Source organism: Helicobacter sp. (genome assembly GCF_029067145.1).
In the GTDB taxonomy this organism is placed as follows: domain Bacteria; phylum Campylobacterota; class Campylobacteria; order Campylobacterales; family Helicobacteraceae; genus Helicobacter_D.
Window position 1 is genome coordinate 1 of sequence record NZ_JAIEFA010000025.1, and the last position, 21,501, is coordinate 21,501.

A 21,501-nucleotide genomic window follows, 5' to 3' on the forward strand; every position below is an offset into this window, starting at 1 on the left:
GAAGTATATTGTTAAAATTTTTTCTCCCCAAAGCAAGAAAAAAGAGCGGTTTATAAAATCTTTTTTCAAGGGCGATTATTATTTAAATTTATTAAAAGAAACACAACGCATTCGCGGTGATGGTTTTGTAGGTGTAAATGATTTTTATCTTTTAGCGGAGAAAAAAGTTTTTAATTATTCTAATATTTTTATAATGATTTTGGAGTATATTGAAAGAGAATGTATTTCCAATATTATTTTGAATGATGAGATAAAAACCAAGATTAAAGCTAAAGTAGAGGAATTGCATCGTCATAATATGGTAATGGGGGATATTCAAACAAGTAATTTTATTTTATCTCACGGAGAGATAAGAATCATTGACTGCTCGGGCAAATATCCTAATGCTTATCGCAAAGCAGAGGATAGATTCAATTTATGGAATCGCTTAGGGATTGCTCCAACTACAACAGATTTTTATTGTTTTCTTGTTTCCTATGAGAAATTTTTAAAGCAGCAAATAAGGTTATTGAAAAGAAAAATTTTATACAAAATCAATCCTTTACACTTGGCAAAATAGAATCTCTTTTGAAATATTAAATATTTTTAATCTTTTATGAAAATTTATTAAAAATAGCTAAAATTATGTTACAATGTCGCTAATTTTTAATTTAAGAATAAGGAAAAAGGAATGCGAATTTTAATCGTTGAAGATGAAATCAGTCTTAATAAGACAATCACAGAAGGTTTGAATGAATTTAATTATCAAACCGATGTGGCAGAAAATTTAAAAGACGGAGAATATTATATCAGCATTCGTAATTATGATTTAGTGCTTGCAGATTGGATGTTGCCTGATGGTAGCGGACTTGAAATTATTAATCAAGTAAAGAATAAATCTCCACGCACTGCCGTTGTAATTATTTCTGCACGTGATGATGCAGAAAGTGAAGTGGAAGCACTGCGAGCTGGAGCAGATGATTTTTTAGCTAAGCCTTTTGATTTTAATGTATTGGTTGCAAGAATTGAAGCTCGTTTGCGTTTTGGTGGAACAAATTTGATTGAAATTGAAGATTTAGTGATTAATCCTGATGAAGAAAAAATAACTTATAAAAATCAAGAGATTGAACTAAAAGGCAAACCTTTTGAAGTGCTGACACATCTTGCGCGCCATCGCGACCAAATTGTCTCAAAAGAGCAGTTGTTAGATGCGATTTGGGAAGAGCCAGAGCTTGTAACCCCTAATGTTATTGAAGTCGCGATTAATCAAATCCGCCAAAAAATGGACAAACCGCTTAATATTGCTACAATTGAAACAGTAAGACGAAGAGGTTACAGATTTTGCTATCCAAAAGGAGTATAAGAGGAGATTATACTAAACAAATCACAATCTCTTTTATCGCCCTTTTGGCGATATTTTCTGCCGCACTTTATGCGTATCTTTATTTTAATACCTATGGAAACATTAAACAGAGCCTCCAAAATCAATTAAATCATATTTTTAAAAACAATATCAATTATAATGTTGGACAAAATTTTTATGTGCAAAATCTTAATCCGCTCCAAAAAGAAACTTGGCTCATTGAGGTTTTAGACAAAAAGATTCATCAAAATTTTTATACAAAAATAGAATCTCAAGGGAATATTTATTATTCTATCTCCTCTCCTTATAGAGCAAATAAAACACTGAAAATCACAAAGGATATTACGCAAGAAGTTGGTTTTTTGGATTCCCTCTTGCGCAGCATTATCTTGGTGATTTTTTTTGCTTTGATTTTGATTCAGCTTTTTGCGCTTGCTTTTTCAAATATTCTTTATAAGCCTATACAGAATCTTTCTACTACGCTTAGCAAACTCAAAGAACACGATTTGGAATCTCTTAATGGAGAAAATTTGCCGCTAGAATTTCACCCCTTAGTGCTTTCTATCAATAATCTTTTGGATAGAATTAAAAGTTATTTTGGAGGGCAAAAACAGCTATTTATTGGAATAGCACACGAGCTTAAAACTCCCTTGGCGGTGATTAAAACCAAATGTGAAGTAACACTCATTAAAGAAAGAGAGAAAGAAGTATATATTAATGCTTTAAAAGAAAATATTCAAAGTATTAATGAAATGAATGCAATCATTAAAACCTTGCTTGATTTGGGGAGACAAGAAAGTGCGCAGTTTGAGAAATCTAGCCTTGTAGATATTCATAAGATTCTACAAAATATCGCGGATAATTTCCAAATTCTTAGTAAAAAAGAAAATAAACAATTTATTTGCAAACTTGAAACAGGGGAACTCTTGGTTACGATAAAGCCCACTCTTTTGACGCAAATTGTGCAGAATTTTTTACAAAATGCGTTTAAATTTACCCCTAAGGGAAAAAGTGTTTTAATGACAAGCCAAATTGTTCATCAAGAAATTTTAAGAATCGTGGTAATGGACGAGGGTTGCGGGATTGATTCTGAATTAGAAGATATTTACGCGCCTTTTAAACGCGCGGGAAACAAGAGTGGTGCAGGGCTTGGGTTGTTTCTTGCAAAGAATGCAGCCAATGCTTTAGGCGGGAGCATTTCTCTACAAAATCGTTTGGATACCAATGGCACGATTGCGACTTTTGAACTAAAAATCTCAAATCTAATAAAATAAGGAACAAAATTTGCTGAAACTCTGAATAAAGGAGTTTTTATGCAAAGGTTGATTTGGATTCTATTGATTTTTATAAATTTTAGCTTTGCCTTGCCACAAGTGGAATTTAAAAACTCGTGCGTCCCTTTAGCCCAATTTTCAGAATCACAAAAGCAAGTTTTGTTACGCTCCTATCTTGCGGGCGAACAAGATGGTTTTGGTTTGACGCTTGCGGCGATTGCTTGGCAGGAATCTTGCGCGGGTGTTTATAAAATGAACTTCCAAGACCCAAGTGCCGGAAATTTTCACGCTTATATTCCTGGCGTGATTAATCGTTATCCGCAACTTAAACAAAATGGTTTTACTCAAAATATGGTAGGTGCAATGTTGGTTGAAAACGATGCTTTTGCAGAACAGATTGCAATCACAGAGCTGAAGTATTGGCAAAAAGAACATAAAGGAAATTGGAAAAATATCATTAAATCTTACAACAAAGGATATAGTTGGCAGAAAAATGAGCAAGCAAATTTACAGGCTGAAAAATATTATCAAGAAGTTGCCTTTCGCGTAAAACAATTAGAATCTTATTTTAAAGGCAAAGAAGCGCAGGAGGATAGATTCAAAATTTCGGACAATACTCAAGCAACGCAGTCAAAAACTTTGGAATCCCAAAAGATGGCAAAACATTCTCAACCCACTCCCTCATTGGAATCACAGGGTTATTATGCTTATGGAGAAGATTCTGTGAGTTATGATTCTACGCTTTTGCCAATCTATCAAGTGGGCAATGAGTTTGCCGCTCCCTTTAAACCTAAAAAGACTATTATCAAAGAGTTTGATTTGATTGAAATTTATTAAAATTAAATATAAATTCGCTACCATTCTTGTTTTTATTAAAATTTAGCAAGGAAGTGTATGCGAATAATTTTTATGGGAACGCCAGATTATGCGGCAATTATTTTGGAATCTCTATTGGCGCATTATGAAGTGTGTGCATTGGTGTGTCAAGAGGATAAAAAAGCAGGAAGAAATCTGCATTTGCAAATGCCTGCAACGAAAAGATTGTTGTTACAAAAGGATTCTGGGATTCCAATCTTGCAACCTGATAAATTAGATGATGACTTTGCGGAGACACTCAAAAACTTTGCCTGTGATAAAATCATCGTCGCAGCTTATGGCAAGATTCTCCCTCAAAAGATTCTAAATCTTGCGCCTTGTATTAATCTGCACGCTTCCATTTTGCCACAATTTCGCGGTGCAAGCCCGATTCAGCAAAGTATTTTAAAAGATGAAAAATATTTTGGTGTTACTGCAATGCAGATGAGTGAGGGATTGGATTGTGGAGATATTTTAGGTTTTAAAGTTTTTCAAAACTCTCTTCAAAACGCCAGAGAATTGTTTGTAGAGCTTGCAAAGGTTGCCGCAGATTTGATATTGGAATACCTAGAAAGATGGGAATCTATAATGCCCTTGGAGCAAATTGGTGCAGATGTAAGTTATTGTAAAAAAATCAAAAAAGAATGCGGAGAAATCCTCTTTGATAATGCAGATTCTTTGGCTAGAAAAGCGCGTGCTTATGAGGGGTGGCCAGAGATTTATTTGCCAAGTGGATTGAAATTAAAAGGAATCAAAATTGCGGAATCTGTTAGCGAAAATATGGAGGGAGAGATTCTGCAAATCACAAAGGAACAAATAAGGGTAGGGTGCAAGATAGGAAGCATTTGGATAGAATCTCTGCAAGCACCTTCAAAAAAGGCTATGAGTGCCTATCAATATTTACAAGGAAAGCGTCTAAAAATAGGCGATATTTTGGAATAAATGCAGATTTTAGAATTTGATTGCATAGAATCTACACAAATTTTTTTGAATGAGGGAATCCGTAAGGGTGAATTGAAACCACCTATTATGGTAATCGCAAAGAGGCAAAGCGGCGGGATTGGTAGTCGGGGGAATCTTTGGGAAAATGTCAAAGAGGGGTTATACTTTTCTTTTGCGCTTCCAATGGAGACATTGCCGCTAGATTTGCCTTTGGAATCTATTTCAATTTATATGGGATTTGTTTTTAAAGAAGTGTTGCAAGAAAAGGGGTCGCAAGTTTGGCTAAAATGGCCTAACGATTTGTATATAGACAAGCAAAAAGTAGGAGGAGTTTTGTGTTCAAAGCTAAGAGACATAATGATTTGTGGAATCGGGTTGAATTTGGAGGTTGCAAGCCAAGAATTTGGCGGATTGGACATAAAAATTTCTAAAGAAAGAGTTTTAGAATCTTTTATAGAGAGATTGGAAAACGACAAAAAAAAATCTAGTTGGAAGCAAATTTTTAGTAAATATTCGCTAGAATTTACAAATAATTTTAATCATACTTTTCATTACAACGGAAAACTTATCCCTCTTTGCAATGCTTTGCTTTGTGAAGATGGTGCGATTCTTATTGAGGGTGAAAAGATTTATAGTTTGAGATAGTGGAGCAAAAGAATGTGTGAAGTGATTTGTATCGCAAATCAAAAGGGTGGAGTAGGCAAGACAACAACCGCTGTAAATCTTGCTGCTTCGCTCGCAGTGGAAGAAAAAAAGGTGCTTTTAGTGGATGTTGATCCACAAGCAAACGCTACAACAAGTTTGGGATTCCATCGTAATAGCATTGAGTTTAATATTTATCATGTTTTAATTGGAACAAAGAAGATTTCACAAATCATTCAAAAAACTTCAATTCCTACTCTTTATTTAGCACCTTCAAATATTGGTTTAGTTGGAATTGAAAAAGAATTTTATAGTCAAAAACGCAATGGACGTGAATTGATTTTGAAAAAGAAAATTGAAGATGTAATGGATAGTTATGATTATGTTATCATAGATTCTCCACCAGCACTTGGACCATTGACAATCAATGCATTAAGTGCAGCGCACTCTGTCATTATTCCGATTCAGTGTGAGTTTTTTGCGTTGGAGGGTTTAGCGCAATTACTAAATACAATCAAATTGTTGAGAAAAGAAATTAATCCTACTTTGGAAATTAAAGGATTGTTGCCTACAATGTATAGTGCGCAAAATAATCTTTCTCGTCAAGTTTATGCGGATTTGTTACAGCATTTCAATGGGCAACTCATTAAAGAAGATGATTCTAAAGACGCGATTGCGATTCCTAGAAATATCAAACTTGCGGAATCTCCAAGTTTTGGAAAGCCTGTAATTTTGTATGATGTGCGCTCACAGGGAAATATTGCATATCAAAGTTTGGCACGAGCAATCTTAGAAAAGAGGGCTTAATGGCAAAAAAAAATGTAGGCTTAGGACGCGGATTAAGTGCTATATTGGGTGAAGTGGAGGAAGCCTATCAAAATGCTTCAAGCGATAATTCTGGATTGGTAGTAGAGATTGATATAGATAAAATTAAGCCTAATCCATTGCAGCCACGCAAGGTTTTTGATGCCACTAGTCTGCAAGAGCTTGCTGCTTCCATTGAGGAGCATGGTTTATTGCAACCCATTTTAGTTTATGAGGATATCAAATCCCCAGATTATTATTTCTTGATTGCGGGCGAACGTAGATTGCGTGCAAGCAAATTGGCAAAAAAAGACAGCATTAAAGCTATTATTGTAGATGTGCAAGAAGAAAAGTTACGCGAATTGGCTTTGATTGAAAATATCCAAAGAGAGGATTTGAATCCCATTGACCTTGCGCAATCTTATAGGGAATTAATTGAAGATTATGGAATTACGCACGAAGAGGTTGCAAGACGACTTTCAAAATCTCGTGCGCAAATTACAAATACTTTGCGTCTTTTAGAATTAGGTGAAGAAGTGCAGAATTTGATTTTGGAAAATAAAATCTCTCAAGGACACGCAAAAGTACTTGTAACACTACCAAAAGAACAGCAAACATTGATTGCAAATTCTATTATAGGGCAAAAACTAAGCGTGCATGAGACGGAAAAGATTGCCAAAAAATTTAAAGAAGAAGCAAAGAATATCAAAGATTTTAAACAAGTAAAAGATTTAAGGGTAGTAAATGCTCTTAATTCTGATTCTATCTCTCAACTTAAAAAGATTTGTAAGTCATTGCAGTCAAAATCTATTAATGCGAGTTTGTTAAAAAATAAGCTAATTGTAGAGTTTGGTAACGATGAGGAGGTAGAAAAGTTTAGCAAAATTTTACCGAATCATAGTTTTTAAGAAAAACTTAGAAAAAGTCGTGGTAAAATAAAATATATTTTAGATAAAAAGAAAGGAGTGCAAATGACTATTATCCCAACTCCTTGGGTAATGGCACTAGTTTTTGTCATTTTTCTTGTATTGGTATATTTGCTTAATCGCATACTCTATAAGCCTTTGCTTAGTTTTATGGATACGCGTGATGCTTCTATTAAGAAAGATGGCGAAGGAATAGAGGGCAATACAGCAGATATTAAGGCTTTGCAAAAAGAGGCGAATGAAATCTTGCAAAATGCTAGAGCTGAAGCGGCTTTGATTAAAAACAAAGCGCAAGACAGCGCAAAGCAAACCGCTGAAATGAAAATTTCTCAAAAGAAAGATGAATTAGCTCAAAAATATAGTGCATTTGTTGTAGGTTTGGAAGAGGAAAAAGCTAGATTAAAAGCTTCTTTAGAATCCGAGATTCCGCTTTTTAAAGAAAGCTTAAAAGTTAAGCTTGAAAAGCTATAAAAAGGAGCAGATAGTGAGAACAAATGTTTATTGGTTGGCTTTATTGTTTGCGCCGGGAATACTCTTTGCAGCAGGAGGGAGTGGAGAATATGATATAATTGAAAGGACAATCAATTTTGTTATTTTCTTTGCGTTAGTCTATTATTTTGCAGCAAATGCAATTAAAGATGCTTTTAAAGCTCGTAGAGATGGTATTGCAAGCTCTCTAGCTAAGATTCAAGAGAAATTGCAGGATTCTAAAAAAGCAAAACAAAAAGCACTAAATCAGTTAGAAGAAGCAAAAAAAACTGCAAAAGATATTGTAGAATCTGCGCATAAAGAATCTGCAATTATTGTGCAAAAAATTGAAGAAAACACAAAGAATGAGCTTGAGAATTTGGTGCGTCAATACAATGACCATATTGCGTTTGAACAAAGAAAAGCCGAAAAGTTGATTGTAGATGAAATTTTATCTGAATTCTTGAATAAAGATTCTATTGCTTTAAGCAAAGATGTTTTAATGCAATCTTTACTCAAAAAGGCGGCGTAAATGAAAGATTTAATTGCAAAACGATATATTAAAGCATTGGCTAAAACTGCTTCCGAAGCTGAATTAAGAGAGATTGTAGAATCTCTAGGGAAACTTGCTGGGGCTTATAAGGTTGCAAAATTTAGAGAAATTGTAGAATCCCCATATGTTGAACAAAAGCAAAAAACTGAATTTGTTCTGCAAAATATTTTAGATAATGATTTCAATGTAAAATTTTCTAATTTTATTAAAATTTTAGCAGAGCATAAGCGGTTAGATTTATTTGAGGAGCTTTATAGAGAATTAACTTCTTATTTGGCTACTCTAAATAAAGAATACATTGCGCAACTTATTGTAAGTGAGAGCTACGATGAAGCAAAATTAAAAGAGATTCAGGATAAATTTAGTAAAAAACTTGGTGTCAATCTTTTGTTAAAGCAGCAAATTGTAGCAAATGCTGGAATCAGATTAGTGGTGGAAGATTTAGGTGTTGAAGTTTCTTTTTCTCAAGAGAAATTTGCAAGTGATTTGAGAAATCATATTTTAAAAGCATTTTAATTTTAAATAAGGAGTAATAGTGGTAGCAAAGTTACAAGCAGATGAAATTAGTTCAATCATCAAAGAAAGAATTGATAATTTTGAACTTGATTTAAATATCGCCGAAACAGGTAAAGTGATTGCGTATGCTGATGGTGTTGCAAAAGTTTATGGGCTAAAAAATGCAATGAGCTATGAGATGGTTGAGTTTGAAACAGGCGATAAAGGTTTGGCATCAAGCTTAGAAGAAGGTAGCGTAGGTGTCGTTGTCTTAGGAGCTGGCAAAGAAATCAAAGAAGGTTCTTCCGTTAAGCGTCTTGGTAAGCTTTTGCGTGTTCCTGTGGGTGATGGACTAATGGGGCGCGTTGTTAATGCTCTTGGTGAGCCAATTGATGGTAAAGGTGCGATTGATGCGAAAGAATATCGCTTTATGGAAGAAAAAGCGCCCGGAATTATGGCTAGGAAATCAGTGCATGAGCCACTTCAAACAGGTCTAAAAGCAATTGATGCACTCGTTCCAATTGGGCGCGGACAAAGAGAGTTAATTATTGGTGATAGACAAACAGGTAAAACAACGGTTGCAATTGATACAATTATTAATCAAAAAGGACAAGATGTTGTTTGTATTTATGTTGCAATTGGTCAGAAAGAATCCACAATTGCGCAAGTGGTTAGAAAATTGGAAGAACATGGTGCAATGGAATATACCATCATTGTTAATGCACCTGCTTCTGATTCTGCTGCAATGCAATATCTAGCTCCTTATGCTGGTGTAACAATGGGTGAGTATTTTAGAGATAATGGAAGACACGCGTTAATTGTTTATGATGATTTGAGTAAGCACGCTGTTGCTTATCGTGAAATGTCTTTGATTCTTAGACGTCCTCCGGGTCGTGAAGCATTCCCAGGTGATGTATTTTACTTGCACTCAAGATTATTGGAGCGCGCAGCAAAAGTGAGTGATGACCTTGGAGCTGGTTCGCTTACTGCATTGCCAATTATTGAAACACAAGCGGGAGACGTAGCAGCATATATTCCAACAAATGTTATTTCTATTACAGATGGTCAAATCTTTTTAGAAACAGATTTGTTTAACTCTGGGATTCGTCCTGCAATCAATGTTGGTTTATCTGTTTCACGCGTAGGTGGTGCAGCACAGATTAAAGCTACAAAACAAGTTTCAGGAACTTTAAGACTTGATTTGGCTCAATATCGTGAATTGCAAGCGTTTGCGCAGTTTGCTTCTGATTTAGACGAATCAAGTAGAAAACAATTGGATAGGGGTCAAAGAATGGTTGAAGTATTGAAACAACCTCCTTATTCTCCTCTACCAATTGAACGTCAAGTGGTAATTATTTTTGCTGGTGCAAGAGGTTATATGGATGATATAGCAACAGCGAATATTACAAAATTTGAAGCTGATTTATATCCATTCTTAGAGGCTAAATATCCACAAATTTTTGAAGATATTCGCTCTAAAAAAATGTTAGATAAAGATATTGAAGAAACTCTTTGTAAAGCATTAGAAGAATTTAAATCAAGTTTTGCGGTGTAAAATAGGGAGTTTGTTATGGGAAACAACCTAAAAGATATTAGAAAACAGATTTCAAGCGTTTTAAATACTCAAAAAACTACGCGCGCAATGAAGCTTGTTTCTACTTCTAAGCTTAAAAAAGCCGATGAAATGGCGAGACGTTCTAAAATGTATGCAAATAAAATTGTAGAGGTCTTGTCAGAAATTAAGTCAAAAGTTGCAAGTGGCGAGAATGTTCAGGATAATCCTTACTTTAGCACAGGTAATGAGGAATCCAAAATTGTAGATATTGTACTTGTTACAGCCGATAAAGGTTTGTGCGGTGGATTCAATATCAATACAATTAAAGAAGTCAATCGAATTATTGCAGAACACAAAGTCAAAAATATGAAAGTGCGTTTGCGCGTCATTGGCAAAAAAGCAGTAGAGTATTATAAATTTAATGAAATTGAAGTGTTAGATAGTGTAGTGGGATTGAGTGCTACACCGCAATATGCTCAAGCAGCAGAGTTTATCAATAAGGCAGTAGCAGACTATCTTAGCGGTATTACTTCCAAAGTGATTTTGGTTCATAATGGATTTAAGAATATGATTTCACAAGAGATGAAAGTTTCTCAACTTTTACCTATTGAAGGCATTGTTTTGCCAGAAGAATGTTCTTCTATCTTGGAGGTAGAGCCAAATGAACAGGAAAATGAGATTCTGCACGAATTGGCAAATAAATATGTAGAGTTTAGTATGTATTATGCGCTTGTAGATTCCTTGGCAGCAGAACACAGCGCGCGTATGCAGGCAATGGACGCGGCAACAAATAATGCAGGAGAGATGGCGAGAACTCTTACAATTGCCTATAATAAAGCAAGACAACAAGCAATTACGACAGAGTTAGTTGAAATTAATACTGGCGTTGAGTCAATGAAATAAGGAGTATATTAAATGTCAGAAAATATGGTAGGAAAAATCATTCAAGTAATGGGTCCTGTTGTAGATGTAGATTTTGATTCTTATCTACCAGCAATCAATGAGGCGTTAGATATTGATTTCGCAGTAGATGGACGGAATCACAAATTAGTTTTAGAAGTTGCAGCACATATTGGAGATAATAGAGTGCGTGCAATTGCTATGGATATGACAGAAGGACTTACAAGAGGTGAGAAAGTTGTTGCAAGAGGTAATCCTATTACTGTGCCAGTAGGTGAGCAGGTTTTAGGAAGAATTTTCAATGTAATTGGTGAAGTAGTAGATGGTGGAGAAGAGCTAAAAAATCCTGAAAAATGGTCTATCCACAGAACAGCTCCAAGTTTTGAAGACCAAAGCACAAAAACAGAAATGTTTGAAACAGGCATCAAAGTAGTTGATTTGCTTGCCCCTTATTCCAAAGGTGGTAAAGTTGGACTTTTTGGTGGTGCAGGTGTTGGTAAAACCGTCGTTATTATGGAGTTGATTCACAATGTTGCTTTTAAACATAGTGGTTATTCTGTATTTGCAGGTGTTGGTGAAAGAACACGTGAAGGGAACGATCTTTATCACGAAATGAAAGAATCTGGGGTTTTGGATAAAGTTGCCTTGTGCTATGGTCAGATGAATGAACCACCTGGTGCAAGAAATAGAATTGCATTTACAGGTTTAACAATGGCAGAGTATTTCCGTGATGAGAAAGGACTAGATGTTCTTATGTTCATTGACAATATTTTCCGTTATGCGCAAAGTGGTTCAGAAATGTCAGCACTTCTTGGTAGAATCCCTTCTGCTGTTGGTTACCAACCTACATTGGCAAGTGAAATGGGCAAATTGCAAGAGCGTATTACTTCTACTAAAAAAGGTTCTATTACTTCTGTTCAAGCAGTTTATGTGCCAGCAGATGACTTGACTGACCCAGCACCAGCTTCTGTATTTGCTCACCTTGATGCAACAACGGTATTAAATAGAAAGATTGCCGAAAAAGGAATTTATCCTGCGGTAGACCCATTGGATTCTACTTCTAGGATTCTTGACCCTCAAGTGGTTGGTGAAGAACATTATAAAGTTGCAACGAGTGTGCAACAAGTGCTTCAAAAATATAAAGACTTGCAAGATATTATTGCTATTTTGGGTATGGATGAACTTTCAGAGGAGGACAAAAAAGTCGTTGAAAGAGCAAGAAAGATTGAAAAGTTCCTCTCTCAACCATTCTTTGTTGCAGAAGTATTTACAGGAAGTCCGGGTAAATATGTTACTCTTCAAGAAACATTGGAAGGCTTTAAAGGTATCTTAGAAGGCAAATATGATCATATTCCAGAAAATGCTTTTTATATGGTTGGCAACATTAATGAGGTCCTTGAAAAAGCGGAGAAAATGAAAGCTAGCGCCTAAGGAGCTTTGATGGAAACCTTAAAATTAGATATTGTTACTCCAGAAGGCAAGATTTTTTCCAATGATGTTAAAAGTGTTACACTTCCTGGTAGTGAGGGAGAGTTTGGTGTTTTGCCAGGACACGTTGGAGTTGTAACTACGCTTGGTGCAGGTGTAATTGAAATTGAAAAGAAAGACAACAAAAAAGAAATTGTTGCGATTAATTGGGGTTATGCAAAGGTAGATGAAAAAAGTGTTGATGTCTTAGTTGAAGGAGCGGTAGATATTAACGGAAATAGTGAAGGTGAAATTGCACAAGCAATTGCAAATGCGAAAAAACTCTTGGAAGAATCAACAGACAATAATGTTGCGGTTTCAATGGTGGTTTCTCGCATTGAAAATACTGCAAAGAGTTCTCTGTGAATCTAACTACTTTGCTAAATGACTATGGTGTTACAGCCATAGTTGTTTTGGCTTGGCTCTCTTTATATTTTGTGTTAGTGATTTGGACTTTTGTTTATCGTTATCTTGTGCTAAATATGGCATTAAATAATGAAAAAAAATGTCTTGAAGTTTTATTGAGTGGGCGCAATGCCTTACCGAAAAATTCGCTTTTGGGTTCTAATCTCATTGGAATTGATAAAAAATTAACAGAACCGATGTTGCAATATTCGCTTGACAAAGCCATTAAAGATGCAACGATTGGCTTAACCTTTCTTGGAATCGTAGCTTCTACTGCGCCTTTTATTGGATTATTTGGCACGGTGGTTGAAATTTTAGAAGCTTTTTCTAAGCTAGGAACAAACTCCAAAGCAACTTTAGATGTGATAGCCCCAGTAATTTCTAAAGCACTTGTTGCAACTGCTGCTGGGATTTTGACTGCAGTTCCAGCTTATTCCTTTAATTTATTTTTAAAACGCAAAGTCTTTGAATTGAACACTTATTTGCAATTACAAATTAATGTATTAATTTCTCCAAAAACAAATTTATAAGCTTATAGGGCAGAAAGTGAAAACGCATTATAATTGGGACGAAACGCCAGATTTAAATATTACGCCATTGGTAGATATTATGCTTGTGCTTTTGGCTATTCTTATGGTAACCGCTCCTGTGATTGTTTATCAAGAGGAGATTGCTTTGCCACAAGGCTCAAAAAGTGCAAAAATGCAAGAGGATTCTAAAATTGAAATTCGTATGGATTTGAAACGCAATATTTATCTTAAAGATGATATTTTGACTTTTGATAGTTTTCCAGACGCATTTATTATGTTTGCAAATGCCTATGATAAGAATACACAAGTTTATATCAGAGCGGATAAGAATCTTAAATATGATGATGTGATTTATGTATTAAAAATTGCAAAACAAACAGGCTTTACAAGGGTTTCACTCGTTACTGATGGCTAGAATCATTTTATTTTTCGTAAGCGGTGGAATCGCTATTTTCAGCTATGCACTAATAATTGTATTCTTAATATGGCAGTTTAGTGTCGTGCAAAAATCGCCCAAAGCCTATACCACTTACAAAGAAACAACTTTTAGCATTGATTTAATTGAAGAGACAAAACCAAAACCTATTATCAAAGTTGCCCAAAAAAAAGTTGAAAAAAAAGTTGAAAATATTCCAATCAAAAAAGAAAGTGCTTCTAGGAGCGCAAATGTCGGTGTGGGAATTAATGAGCTTTTTAAACAAGTGGATTCCAAAATGCCTGTTAAAAAGGAAGCATTAAAACCTCAAAGTCAAAACGATAAAGTTGCGAAAAAGAAAAAGGCAAATGAAACTTCTCAAAGTGAGGAATTGAGTAATGAGCTAGAAAAGATTCTATCCAACCTAGATACTCAAAAAACTTTAAGTTTTGTTACTCCTAAGGGTGAATATGATGAGTTTTATGCTAAAGTGCAAGAAATTTTAGCACAGAATTGGAATCCCATTCGCACTTTGCAAGAACATAAGGCAGAGGTGCAAATTACCATTAATTCGCTAGGACAACTTTCTTATTCTATTATTCAATTATCAGGGAATTTGGATTTTGATAAAGCATTGCAAGAGTTTTTGGATATAATGCGCACGCAAGAATTTCCACGCTTTGAAGGTGGAGCTCAAACCAAAATAATGGTAACTTTTAAAACCGAGGTGTAAGATGAAAAAAATCTATCTTTTGTTGTTTTGTATCAGTTTTGCATTTGCAGAGCCGATTGATGCGACACTAGAAGTTGTAAAGAAGTTTGGGAATCTCCCTAATATTTTAGTTCAAAATACAGGCAAGGATTATTCGCAAAGGGAATATAGTCAAAGAATCTTTAAAATGTTAATTGCGGATTTAAAGGTTACGGGACATTTTGCCACACAGGAATCCCCAGAAGTTGTTTCTAGTGCAATGGTGCTTAATTTTGATGAATATCGTAAAAACAAAATTGACCTTATTGCGCGCGTAAATGCAGAAATAACCAAAGAAAATTTGGAGGCAAGATTACAACTTTATGACGCAAATACAGGTTTGTTGGCTCTAAGTAAAGAATATAGAAGTGCAAATGCAGAATCTTATCCTTTTTTGGCGCATAAAATGGCGATAGATATTAATGGCTACATTAAAGCCCCAAAAGTGGATTGGATGGAAAGAATGGTGATTTTGTCGCATTATACTAAGCCCGGAGAAAGCGAGATTCTAACTAGTGATTACACACTTACCTATAAAAAACAATTAATTAGTGGAGGATTAAATATTTTTCCTAAATGGGCAAACGAATCGCAAACCGCTTTTTATTACACAAAATACCTAGACAAACCCACACTTTTTAAATTTGATTTAACCAATGGACAAAATCATAAAATTTTAGAAAGTAATGGTATGTTGGTTGCTTCAGATGTTAGTAGCGATTCTACTAAACTGCTTCTTACAATGGCTCCAGACGAACAAGCGGATATTTTTCTTTATGATGTGCCAAGCAAACAAATTACCAAGCTTACCAAATACAGTGGTATTGATGTAAGTGGAAATTTCATAGAAGATGAAAAACGGGTGATGTTTATTTCTGACAGATTGGGCTATCCCAATGTTTTTGCGATTCCGCTTAGCGGAGAGGTAAGCGGAGCAGTAGAGCAAATGGTTTATCACGGACGCAATAATAATGCAGCAAGTGCATATGGCAATTACATTGTTTATTCTAGTCGCGAAACAAGTGATGAGTTTAACCGCAATACTTTTAATCTCTATTTAGTCTCTACAAAAAGCGATTTTATTCGTCGTTTAAGCGCAAATGGAGTGAATCAGCTGCCACGTTTTTCTAAAGATGGTGAAACGATTATGTATATCAAACACGAGGGAAATCAAAGTGCATTAGGTATTATCCGTTTAAATTATAATAAAACCCTGCTTTTTCCTCTAAGTGGTAGCACAATTCAGTCTATGGATTGGTAAAGAAAAGTTTTTATACCAAATTACATTTTTTTTGGTATAATGTCGCGTTTTTAATTAAAATCAGGGAGCAGAAATGAAAAAATTTCTAGTTTTAGGCTCATTAGCAGCCGTATTATTGGTAACAGGTTGTAGCAACAAAAGCAATGTAGAATCTGACGCAAATGCTCAGAGTGGCAGATATTATGGAAGTGATGGAAGCGGTTATGACTACAATAGAGACAATTTTGTCAATCTTGAAGAAAGAATCAACTATGTAGAAGATGGCTTGAGAAATGTATTTTTCAATTTTGACCAATTCACAATACGTCCAGATATGCAAGCTGTGGTAGAAAGAGACGCTAAAATCTTAACTTCCATTTCAGCAGGAACATTAAATGTTAGAGTTGAGGGAAATACAGACGAATGGGGAACTGACGAATACAATTACGCGTTAGGGCTTAAAAGAGCAGTTGCTGTGAAAAATGCGCTAGTTTCTCAAGGTGTTGAAGCAAGCAAAACAACACTTGTAAGCTATGGCGAAAGCAAGCCAACTTGCACCGCTAAAACAAGAGAGTGCTGGGCTGAAAATAGAAAAGTAACATTTAAAATGTTGCCATAAGGTCTTATGTTGCAAAAATTAATTGCTTCAAGCTTATTTCTCGCAAGTTTGTTGTTCGGGCAAGAACCATCGGCTTTTAATGCTGGTGGTAGCACGCCGCCAAAGAGTGAATCTCAAATCATTAATGAAAAACTTTTTAATCTTTCTAATAGAGTTCAGGCGATAGAAGAATCTCAAGAGGGTTTAAAAAGTATTTTTGAAGGGCAAATACAAAGAATACAAAATCTTACTAGCAAAATTGATTTAGTTCAAGGTGAAAGTAACGCCACATCTACGGATATTAAAAAGCACGTGGATTCTAATTTTGCATTGCAAAATGAAAATATTGACAAATTAAAAAATAGCATTTCTGCCTTGGGTGCTTTGATTCAAAAGACAAATACCCAAATGCAAAATGAAATCAACACGCTAAAAGAGCAAATCATTGCCTTAGAGAAAAAAAATTCGGTTAAAGAATCTCAAGCAAATCATTCTGCGACCAAAGAAGCACTAAAAGAGACAGAGGATTCTAAAGAAATAGTTGCAACGAATGCGAAAATCAATGCAGTGATTGCAAATTTAGAGAGCAACAGCACGCAAGTAAAGCCTTTGGAAACAGAAAATATTCAAAAAAATAATGTAGCTAAAACACAGGGTTCTGAAATAAGTGCTAAGGAGCAAAAACCCAAATCTGAACAAGTCCAAAAGGACGCAAAAGAAACCAAACCTCAAGAAAATAAAGAATCTAAAACAGATTTAAAAAATAAAAAATTATCTGATGTTTTCAAAGAAGGCGAAGAATTTGTTAAAAACAAAAATTACGAATCCGCAGAAGAGTATTTGCAGTTTGCTGTGAAAAGTAATTACAAACCAGCACGTGGAAATTATCTGTTAGGAGAAGTCGCTTTTGCACAAAAGCGGTATGAGGACGCAATCTATTATTACAAAACAAGTGCTACGCGCTATGATAAAGCAGATTATATGCCTCGTTTAATGCTAAATAGCGCAAAATCCTTTAACGCTATCAAGGAAAAAGAGAATGCGAAACGTTTTTTGGAGACACTCATTTCTCTTTATCCAAATTCTAGTGAAGCCAAAGAAGCTAAAAAGCTTCTAAAATAATCCAATTTATCTAAAAATCAGGAGAAAAAATGATAGAAAATAATCAGGTTGTTAGTATTGAATATGAAGTAAAAGAAAATGGGACAGATAATGTTTTAGATTCCAATATTGGCGGTAAGCCATTGGAATTTATTATGGGCGCAGGAGAAATTATCAAGGGATTAGAGGAAGCGATTGCTCAAATGTCTGTTGGTGATAAACAAGAAGTGATTGTTGCTCCCGCTAACGCTTATGGTGAATATTTTTCTGATTATGTGCAAGAAGTTCCAAGAGACCAATTTGTTGGGATTGATTTGCAACAAGGAATGACTTTATTTGGTCAAGGTGAAAATGGCGAAACTGCTCAAGTGATTGTAAAAGATTTCAATGATGAAATGGTTATTATAGATTATAATCACCCCTTAGCAGGTAAGGAATTACATTTTGTCGTTACGATTTTAGATGCTCGTAAAGCAACAGAAAAAGAATTAACCTGCGGCTTGCATCATCAAGAACATCATCATAACGAAGGTGGATGTTGCGGTAGTTGTGGTTGTCATTAGATTCGTGATTGCATAAGTTATTATGAATCTTTCTTTTGCCTTTACGCATTCTCCAATTGAATTTTATTTCAAGCAAAGTCCGCGTGATTTTGTCGTAGAAGAAATCCCTCTCTATTCTTTTAGCGGAGAGGGTGCGCATTTGATTCTAAAAATACGCAAAAAATCTCTAACGACTTTTGAAATGTTAAAGATTCTTTCTGCACATTTAGGTATTAAAGAAAATGAAATAGGTTATGCAGGACTAAAAGATAAAAATGCTTTGAGTATTCAATACATTAGTTTGCCTAGACATTTGGCAGCGGCTAAAATAGAATCTTTTAGCCATTCAAATATTAAAATTTTAAACACAACTTATCACAACAACAAAATCAAGCTTGGACATTTAAAAGGGAATCAATTTTTCATTCGCCTCAAAAAACTTAATTCTTTCAATGCGCAAAAAATCTTAGAAGTATGCGGCAAAATGACACAGGTTGGAATCCCAAATTATTTCAGTTATCAACGTTTTGGAAAAGAGAGCGATAATTATCGGCTAGGTTTGGAAATCATAGAGGGAAAGAGCAAGATTCGTAATAAAAAAATACAAAACTTTCTTATTAGTGCTTATCAAAGTTATCTTTTCAATCAATGGCTTTCTTTGCGCATTGATATTTCTCATCTGATTGCGACTACTGCGCCAAATTTATTATCTAAAGCATTGAAGATTTATCTTTCTTGCGATGAGATTCCATCGGAATTTCACGATATTGCTTATTGCAAAAAGCTTCAAAAGCAGCCCCATTTTTTTAAAATATTTTATGGTGATTTTTTGTGTCATTATCCTTTTGGGAAAAATTTTATTTTAGATGAAACAAGTGATTTAATTGCGGAATCGGAACGTTTTATGCGCAAGGAAACTGCAATTACAGGACTTTTAAGCGGCAAAAAAGCAAAAGCAAGTGAAAAGGAAGCGGGATTTTTGGAATCTAAATTTTTGGATTCTAGGATTAAGAGTGTAGGGCAGAGACGTTATGCGTGGATTTTCCCAGAAAATTTAAACTTTTATTATAAGGAACAAGAAGCACAAGGGGAGATGAGTTTTTTCTTACCCAAAGGAGCGTATGCTACGAATTTATTGCGAGAAATCGCACATCGTGAGATTATAGAAGCAACAAAAGAGGAATTAGAATCTTGCGAAAATGAAATTTTTAGCGATTGAAAAATTATTACAAGGAATCAAATGTTTGATAAAATCATCAAAGAAAATCAATTCAAAACAAAATGCGTGATTGCTCTTTATCTATTGATTTTTGTTTTTATTGGCTTGCTTGTGGATATTGTGCGTATTAATGCGCAGAGTTTAAGCGGGGGATTCTACTCGCTTTTAACCTTGCAGCAAATCCCCCTAGTTACCTTATTAATGCTTGGAATCGCCGGAGCAGTCGTGCTTTTTACAATTAGTAGATTTAAGCAAATTTTGCTAAGTGGGAGCGAATACAAAGAAATCCTCAAAGGCGAGGAATCTAACGCGCAAGAGCGGGAAATGAGTAGAATCCTAGATGAGCTAGTAGAGGTGGCGAATCTTTCGTTTCGTCCCAAATTGTTTCTTATGGAAGCACCTTTTATGAATGCGTTTGCAAGTGGTTGGAGTGCGGATAATTCGTTGATTGCGGTAACGACAACTCTTGTTAGGAATCTCACGCGTGAGGAGTTAAAGGCGGTGATGGCACACGAGTTAAGCCACATTCGGCACGGAGACATTCGCTTAACCTTAATGGTGGGCGTTTTGAGCAATATTATGCTGCTTGTCGTGAATTATGCAGTGTATTTATTTTTGGGAAATTCTAGGGAAAAAGGCGCGAATCTTGCAAGAGCGATTCTGCTTATTTTGCAATTTGTTTTGCCCTTGCTTACGCTTGTGTTGCAGATGTTTTTAAGTCGTTCTCGGGAATATATGGCAGATTCGGGAGCGGCGTATTTAATGGGTGATAGTAAGCCAATGATTAAAGCATTGCAGAAAATTAGCGGAAATTATGCGCAATCAGATTTTTCACAAAGTGATACGAATCCCACGCGTTCCGCGCTTTATATTTTTAGTGCAAATGAGATTTTTAGCACACACCCAAGCATTGAGAATCGCATTCAAGCTTTATTGCAAGAGTAAAAGGAATCCTATGCAACAAGATTTACAAGAAATCATCCGCTGTATTTTTGATTATATCGGCGAGGATAGGAATCGCGAGGGGCTATTAGAGACGCCAAAGCGCGTGGTGAAAAGCTGGGAGCATCTATATAGCGGATACAAAAGCGACCCAAAGGAGATTCTAGGCAAGGTATTTACAGAGGGGGCGTGCGATGAAATGGTGGTGCTTAAAAATATAGAATTTTATTCTGTGTGTGAGCACCATTTATTGCCCTTTTTTGGCAAAATCTCTATTGGTTATATCCCGGATTCCAAAGTCGTTGGAATCTCAAAGTTAGCGCGCTTAGTAGAAGTGTATTCTAGGCGGTTACAGATTCAAGAAAAAATGACTTCACAGATTGCAGATACGCTAATGGAGGTCTTGCAACCCAAAGGTGTAATGGTGGTTGCGGAGGCAAAACATATGTGTATGGTAATGCGTGGTGTGGAGAAGCAAGATAGCGTAATGCTTACAAGTGCGATTCGTGGATTATTCAAAAGCGACCATAGGACACGCGAGGAATTTATGGGACATATTAGAAAGGGATAAAATGGAGAAAGAAAATATCATCACTTTGGATTTAAAGGCAGAGAATGTGTGCTATCAAATGTATGTGCCTTTTTATAAAACGGATTTTATTCAAGGATATGTGAGCAAGCAAAAAGAACCTTATGAATATGAAATGCTCCAAGCAATGCTTTTAAGAATCCCCAAAGATTCTTTTGTGCTGGATATTGGAATGAATATCGCCAATCATTCTTTATTTCTTGCGGCAAATGGCTTAAATATCATTGCTTTTGAAGCGAATTCCAAAATGTCTGAAATCGCCAAAAAGAGCATTGCATTGAATGGATTTGAAAATAAGATTCAAGTCAATGAGTTTGGATTGTCTGATTGCGAGGAGATAATGCACTTTGCCAAAGAGATTCCAAGTAATTTTGGTGGAATGTCTTTAAGTAAGGGAGAATCTACTAGCGGGGAGGGGATTTTTTGTAAAACTTTGGATAGCTTAAAGATACAAGAGAAAATTTCTTGCATTAAAATTGATGTAGAGGGAATGGAATCACGTGTGCTCAAAGGTGCGAGGGAATTGATAATAAAAAATCGCCCCATTATTTATGCGGAAGCAAATTATGTGCAAGATTTTGTTAAGTTAGAGCGCGTGTTAGAAACTATGGATTATGTGCATTGGGATACTTTTGGAAGTTCGCCTACGCATTTGTATTTACCGCTAGAATCGGTAAGTGAAAAGCAAATTCTTGCCAAAAATGCTGCTAAAACTGCACTTCAAGGGCTTTACTATACAGGTTACAGGCATCGTAATTGGGCAACTAATATTTTAGAAAAGATAGACAAAGAAACTGCAAAACACACAATTGCATTAGAATCTATTTCCAAACAAAACCATCAAAAAAATTTACAAGAACGCATTAGTCATCTTGAATCTATCCTCTTTGGCACAGCAACAACAAGAATCCAATCCCATCTTAGCTACCAACTAGGACAAATCTTA

At 35.4% G+C, this 21,501-nt stretch carries 26 protein-coding genes; all 26 read left to right on the top strand.

All coding sequences use genetic code 11. From position 1 onward, the window contains the following. A partial coding sequence (locus K2N75_RS01885; RefSeq protein WP_297680507.1) for a lipopolysaccharide core heptose(II) kinase RfaY occupies positions 1-559 on the top strand: 559 nt, incomplete at its 5' end. Between the two features lie 111 nt (positions 560-670). Then, on the top strand, positions 671-1,342 hold the full coding sequence (gene hsrA, locus K2N75_RS01890; protein ID WP_115550652.1) for a homeostatic response regulator transcription factor HsrA: 672 nt from the start codon (positions 671-673) through the stop codon (positions 1,340-1,342). Beyond that, positions 1,321-2,616 (top strand): HAMP domain-containing sensor histidine kinase, encoded by a 1,296-nt coding sequence (locus K2N75_RS01895; protein WP_297680509.1) that lies wholly within the window; start codon positions 1,321-1,323, stop codon positions 2,614-2,616. Before hsrA ends, K2N75_RS01895 begins: the two co-directional genes overlap by 22 nt. Positions 2,617-2,655: 39 nt before the next feature. After that, positions 2,656-3,453: a hypothetical protein gene (locus tag K2N75_RS01900; RefSeq protein WP_297680511.1), complete on the top strand. Its 798-nt coding sequence runs from the start codon at positions 2,656-2,658 to the stop codon at positions 3,451-3,453. A gap of 57 nt (positions 3,454-3,510) precedes the next feature. Then, complete coding sequence (locus tag K2N75_RS01905; RefSeq protein ID WP_297680513.1) at positions 3,511-4,413, top strand: methionyl-tRNA formyltransferase; 903 nt, start codon at positions 3,511-3,513, stop codon at positions 4,411-4,413. Beyond that, positions 4,414-5,058: a biotin--[acetyl-CoA-carboxylase] ligase gene (locus K2N75_RS01910; RefSeq protein WP_297680515.1), complete on the top strand. Its 645-nt coding sequence runs from the start codon at positions 4,414-4,416 to the stop codon at positions 5,056-5,058. It begins immediately after the preceding gene. 12 nt (positions 5,059-5,070) lie between these two features. Further along, positions 5,071-5,862: an AAA family ATPase gene (locus tag K2N75_RS01915; RefSeq protein ID WP_297680517.1), complete on the top strand. Its 792-nt coding sequence runs from the start codon at positions 5,071-5,073 to the stop codon at positions 5,860-5,862. Then, positions 5,862-6,767: a ParB/RepB/Spo0J family partition protein gene (locus K2N75_RS01920; protein ID WP_297680519.1), complete on the top strand. Its 906-nt coding sequence runs from the start codon at positions 5,862-5,864 to the stop codon at positions 6,765-6,767. Before K2N75_RS01915 ends, K2N75_RS01920 begins: the two co-directional genes overlap by 1 nt. 63 nt (positions 6,768-6,830) lie before the next feature. Then, positions 6,831-7,256 carry a FoF1 ATP synthase subunit B' gene (locus K2N75_RS01925; protein WP_297680522.1) on the top strand — a complete coding sequence of 142 codons (426 nt, stop codon included), beginning with the start codon at positions 6,831-6,833 and terminating at the stop codon, positions 7,254-7,256. 13 nt (positions 7,257-7,269) lie between these two features. Continuing rightward, positions 7,270-7,785, top strand: coding sequence for a F0F1 ATP synthase subunit B (locus tag K2N75_RS01930; protein WP_297680524.1), 516 nt, complete (start codon positions 7,270-7,272; stop codon positions 7,783-7,785). Then, a complete protein-coding gene (locus K2N75_RS01935; protein WP_297680526.1) occupies positions 7,786-8,322 on the top strand; it encodes a F0F1 ATP synthase subunit delta in 537 nt (178 codons plus the stop codon). It begins immediately after the preceding gene. A gap of 19 nt (positions 8,323-8,341) precedes the next feature. Further along, positions 8,342-9,856, top strand: coding sequence for a F0F1 ATP synthase subunit alpha (atpA, locus tag K2N75_RS01940; RefSeq protein ID WP_297680528.1), 1,515 nt, complete (start codon positions 8,342-8,344; stop codon positions 9,854-9,856). Positions 9,857-9,871: 15 nt separating this feature from the next. Further along, positions 9,872-10,759 (top strand): ATP synthase F1 subunit gamma, encoded by an 888-nt coding sequence (atpG, locus tag K2N75_RS01945; protein ID WP_297680530.1) that lies wholly within the window; start codon positions 9,872-9,874, stop codon positions 10,757-10,759. A 24-nt stretch (positions 10,760-10,783) separates the two neighbouring features. Then, on the top strand, positions 10,784-12,187 hold the full coding sequence (gene atpD / locus K2N75_RS01950) for a F0F1 ATP synthase subunit beta (RefSeq protein WP_297680555.1): 1,404 nt from the start codon (positions 10,784-10,786) through the stop codon (positions 12,185-12,187). 9 nt (positions 12,188-12,196) lie between these two features. Next, positions 12,197-12,589 carry an ATP synthase F1 subunit epsilon gene (atpC, locus tag K2N75_RS01955; protein ID WP_297680532.1) on the top strand — a complete coding sequence of 131 codons (393 nt, stop codon included), beginning with the start codon at positions 12,197-12,199 and terminating at the stop codon, positions 12,587-12,589. Beyond that, positions 12,586-13,158 carry a MotA/TolQ/ExbB proton channel family protein gene (locus K2N75_RS01960; protein ID WP_297680534.1) on the top strand — a complete coding sequence of 191 codons (573 nt, stop codon included), beginning with the start codon at positions 12,586-12,588 and terminating at the stop codon, positions 13,156-13,158. Before atpC ends, K2N75_RS01960 begins: the two co-directional genes overlap by 4 nt. 16 nt (positions 13,159-13,174) lie before the next feature. Continuing rightward, on the top strand, positions 13,175-13,573 hold the full coding sequence (locus K2N75_RS01965) for a biopolymer transporter ExbD (protein ID WP_115550664.1): 399 nt from the start codon (positions 13,175-13,177) through the stop codon (positions 13,571-13,573). Continuing rightward, positions 13,566-14,306, top strand: a complete 741-nt coding sequence (locus tag K2N75_RS01970) for a TonB C-terminal domain-containing protein (protein WP_297680537.1) — start codon at positions 13,566-13,568, stop codon at positions 14,304-14,306. The genes K2N75_RS01965 and K2N75_RS01970 overlap by 8 nt, the downstream gene beginning before the upstream one ends. 1 nt (position 14,307) lies before the next feature. Then, positions 14,308-15,585 carry a Tol-Pal system protein TolB gene (gene tolB / locus K2N75_RS01975; RefSeq protein WP_297680539.1) on the top strand — a complete coding sequence of 426 codons (1,278 nt, stop codon included), beginning with the start codon at positions 14,308-14,310 and terminating at the stop codon, positions 15,583-15,585. Between the two features lie 73 nt (positions 15,586-15,658). Continuing rightward, complete coding sequence (locus tag K2N75_RS01980) at positions 15,659-16,183, top strand: OmpA family protein (RefSeq protein ID WP_297680541.1); 525 nt, start codon at positions 15,659-15,661, stop codon at positions 16,181-16,183. 6 nt (positions 16,184-16,189) lie between these two features. Beyond that, entirely contained in the window at positions 16,190-17,284 is a 1,095-nt protein-coding gene (locus K2N75_RS01985; protein ID WP_297680543.1) for a tetratricopeptide repeat protein, read from the top strand. Between the two features lie 29 nt (positions 17,285-17,313). Next, positions 17,314-17,826: a peptidylprolyl isomerase gene (locus K2N75_RS01990; protein ID WP_297680545.1), complete on the top strand. Its 513-nt coding sequence runs from the start codon at positions 17,314-17,316 to the stop codon at positions 17,824-17,826. Between the two features lie 22 nt (positions 17,827-17,848). Further along, entirely contained in the window at positions 17,849-19,024 is a 1,176-nt protein-coding gene (gene truD, locus K2N75_RS01995) for a tRNA pseudouridine(13) synthase TruD (RefSeq protein ID WP_297680547.1), read from the top strand. A 21-nt stretch (positions 19,025-19,045) separates the two neighbouring features. Next, positions 19,046-19,969, top strand: coding sequence for a zinc metalloprotease HtpX (gene htpX / locus K2N75_RS02000; RefSeq protein WP_297680549.1), 924 nt, complete (start codon positions 19,046-19,048; stop codon positions 19,967-19,969). Positions 19,970-19,979: 10 nt separating this feature from the next. Continuing rightward, the gene (folE, locus tag K2N75_RS02005) at positions 19,980-20,537 is read left to right on the top strand and encodes a GTP cyclohydrolase I FolE (protein WP_297680551.1); all 558 of its coding nucleotides are present in this window, start codon (positions 19,980-19,982) and stop codon (positions 20,535-20,537) included. 1 nt (position 20,538) lies between these two features. Beyond that, positions 20,539-21,501, top strand: a 963-nt coding sequence (locus K2N75_RS02010) for an FkbM family methyltransferase (RefSeq protein WP_300119865.1), incomplete at its 3' end; no start/stop codon positions are given.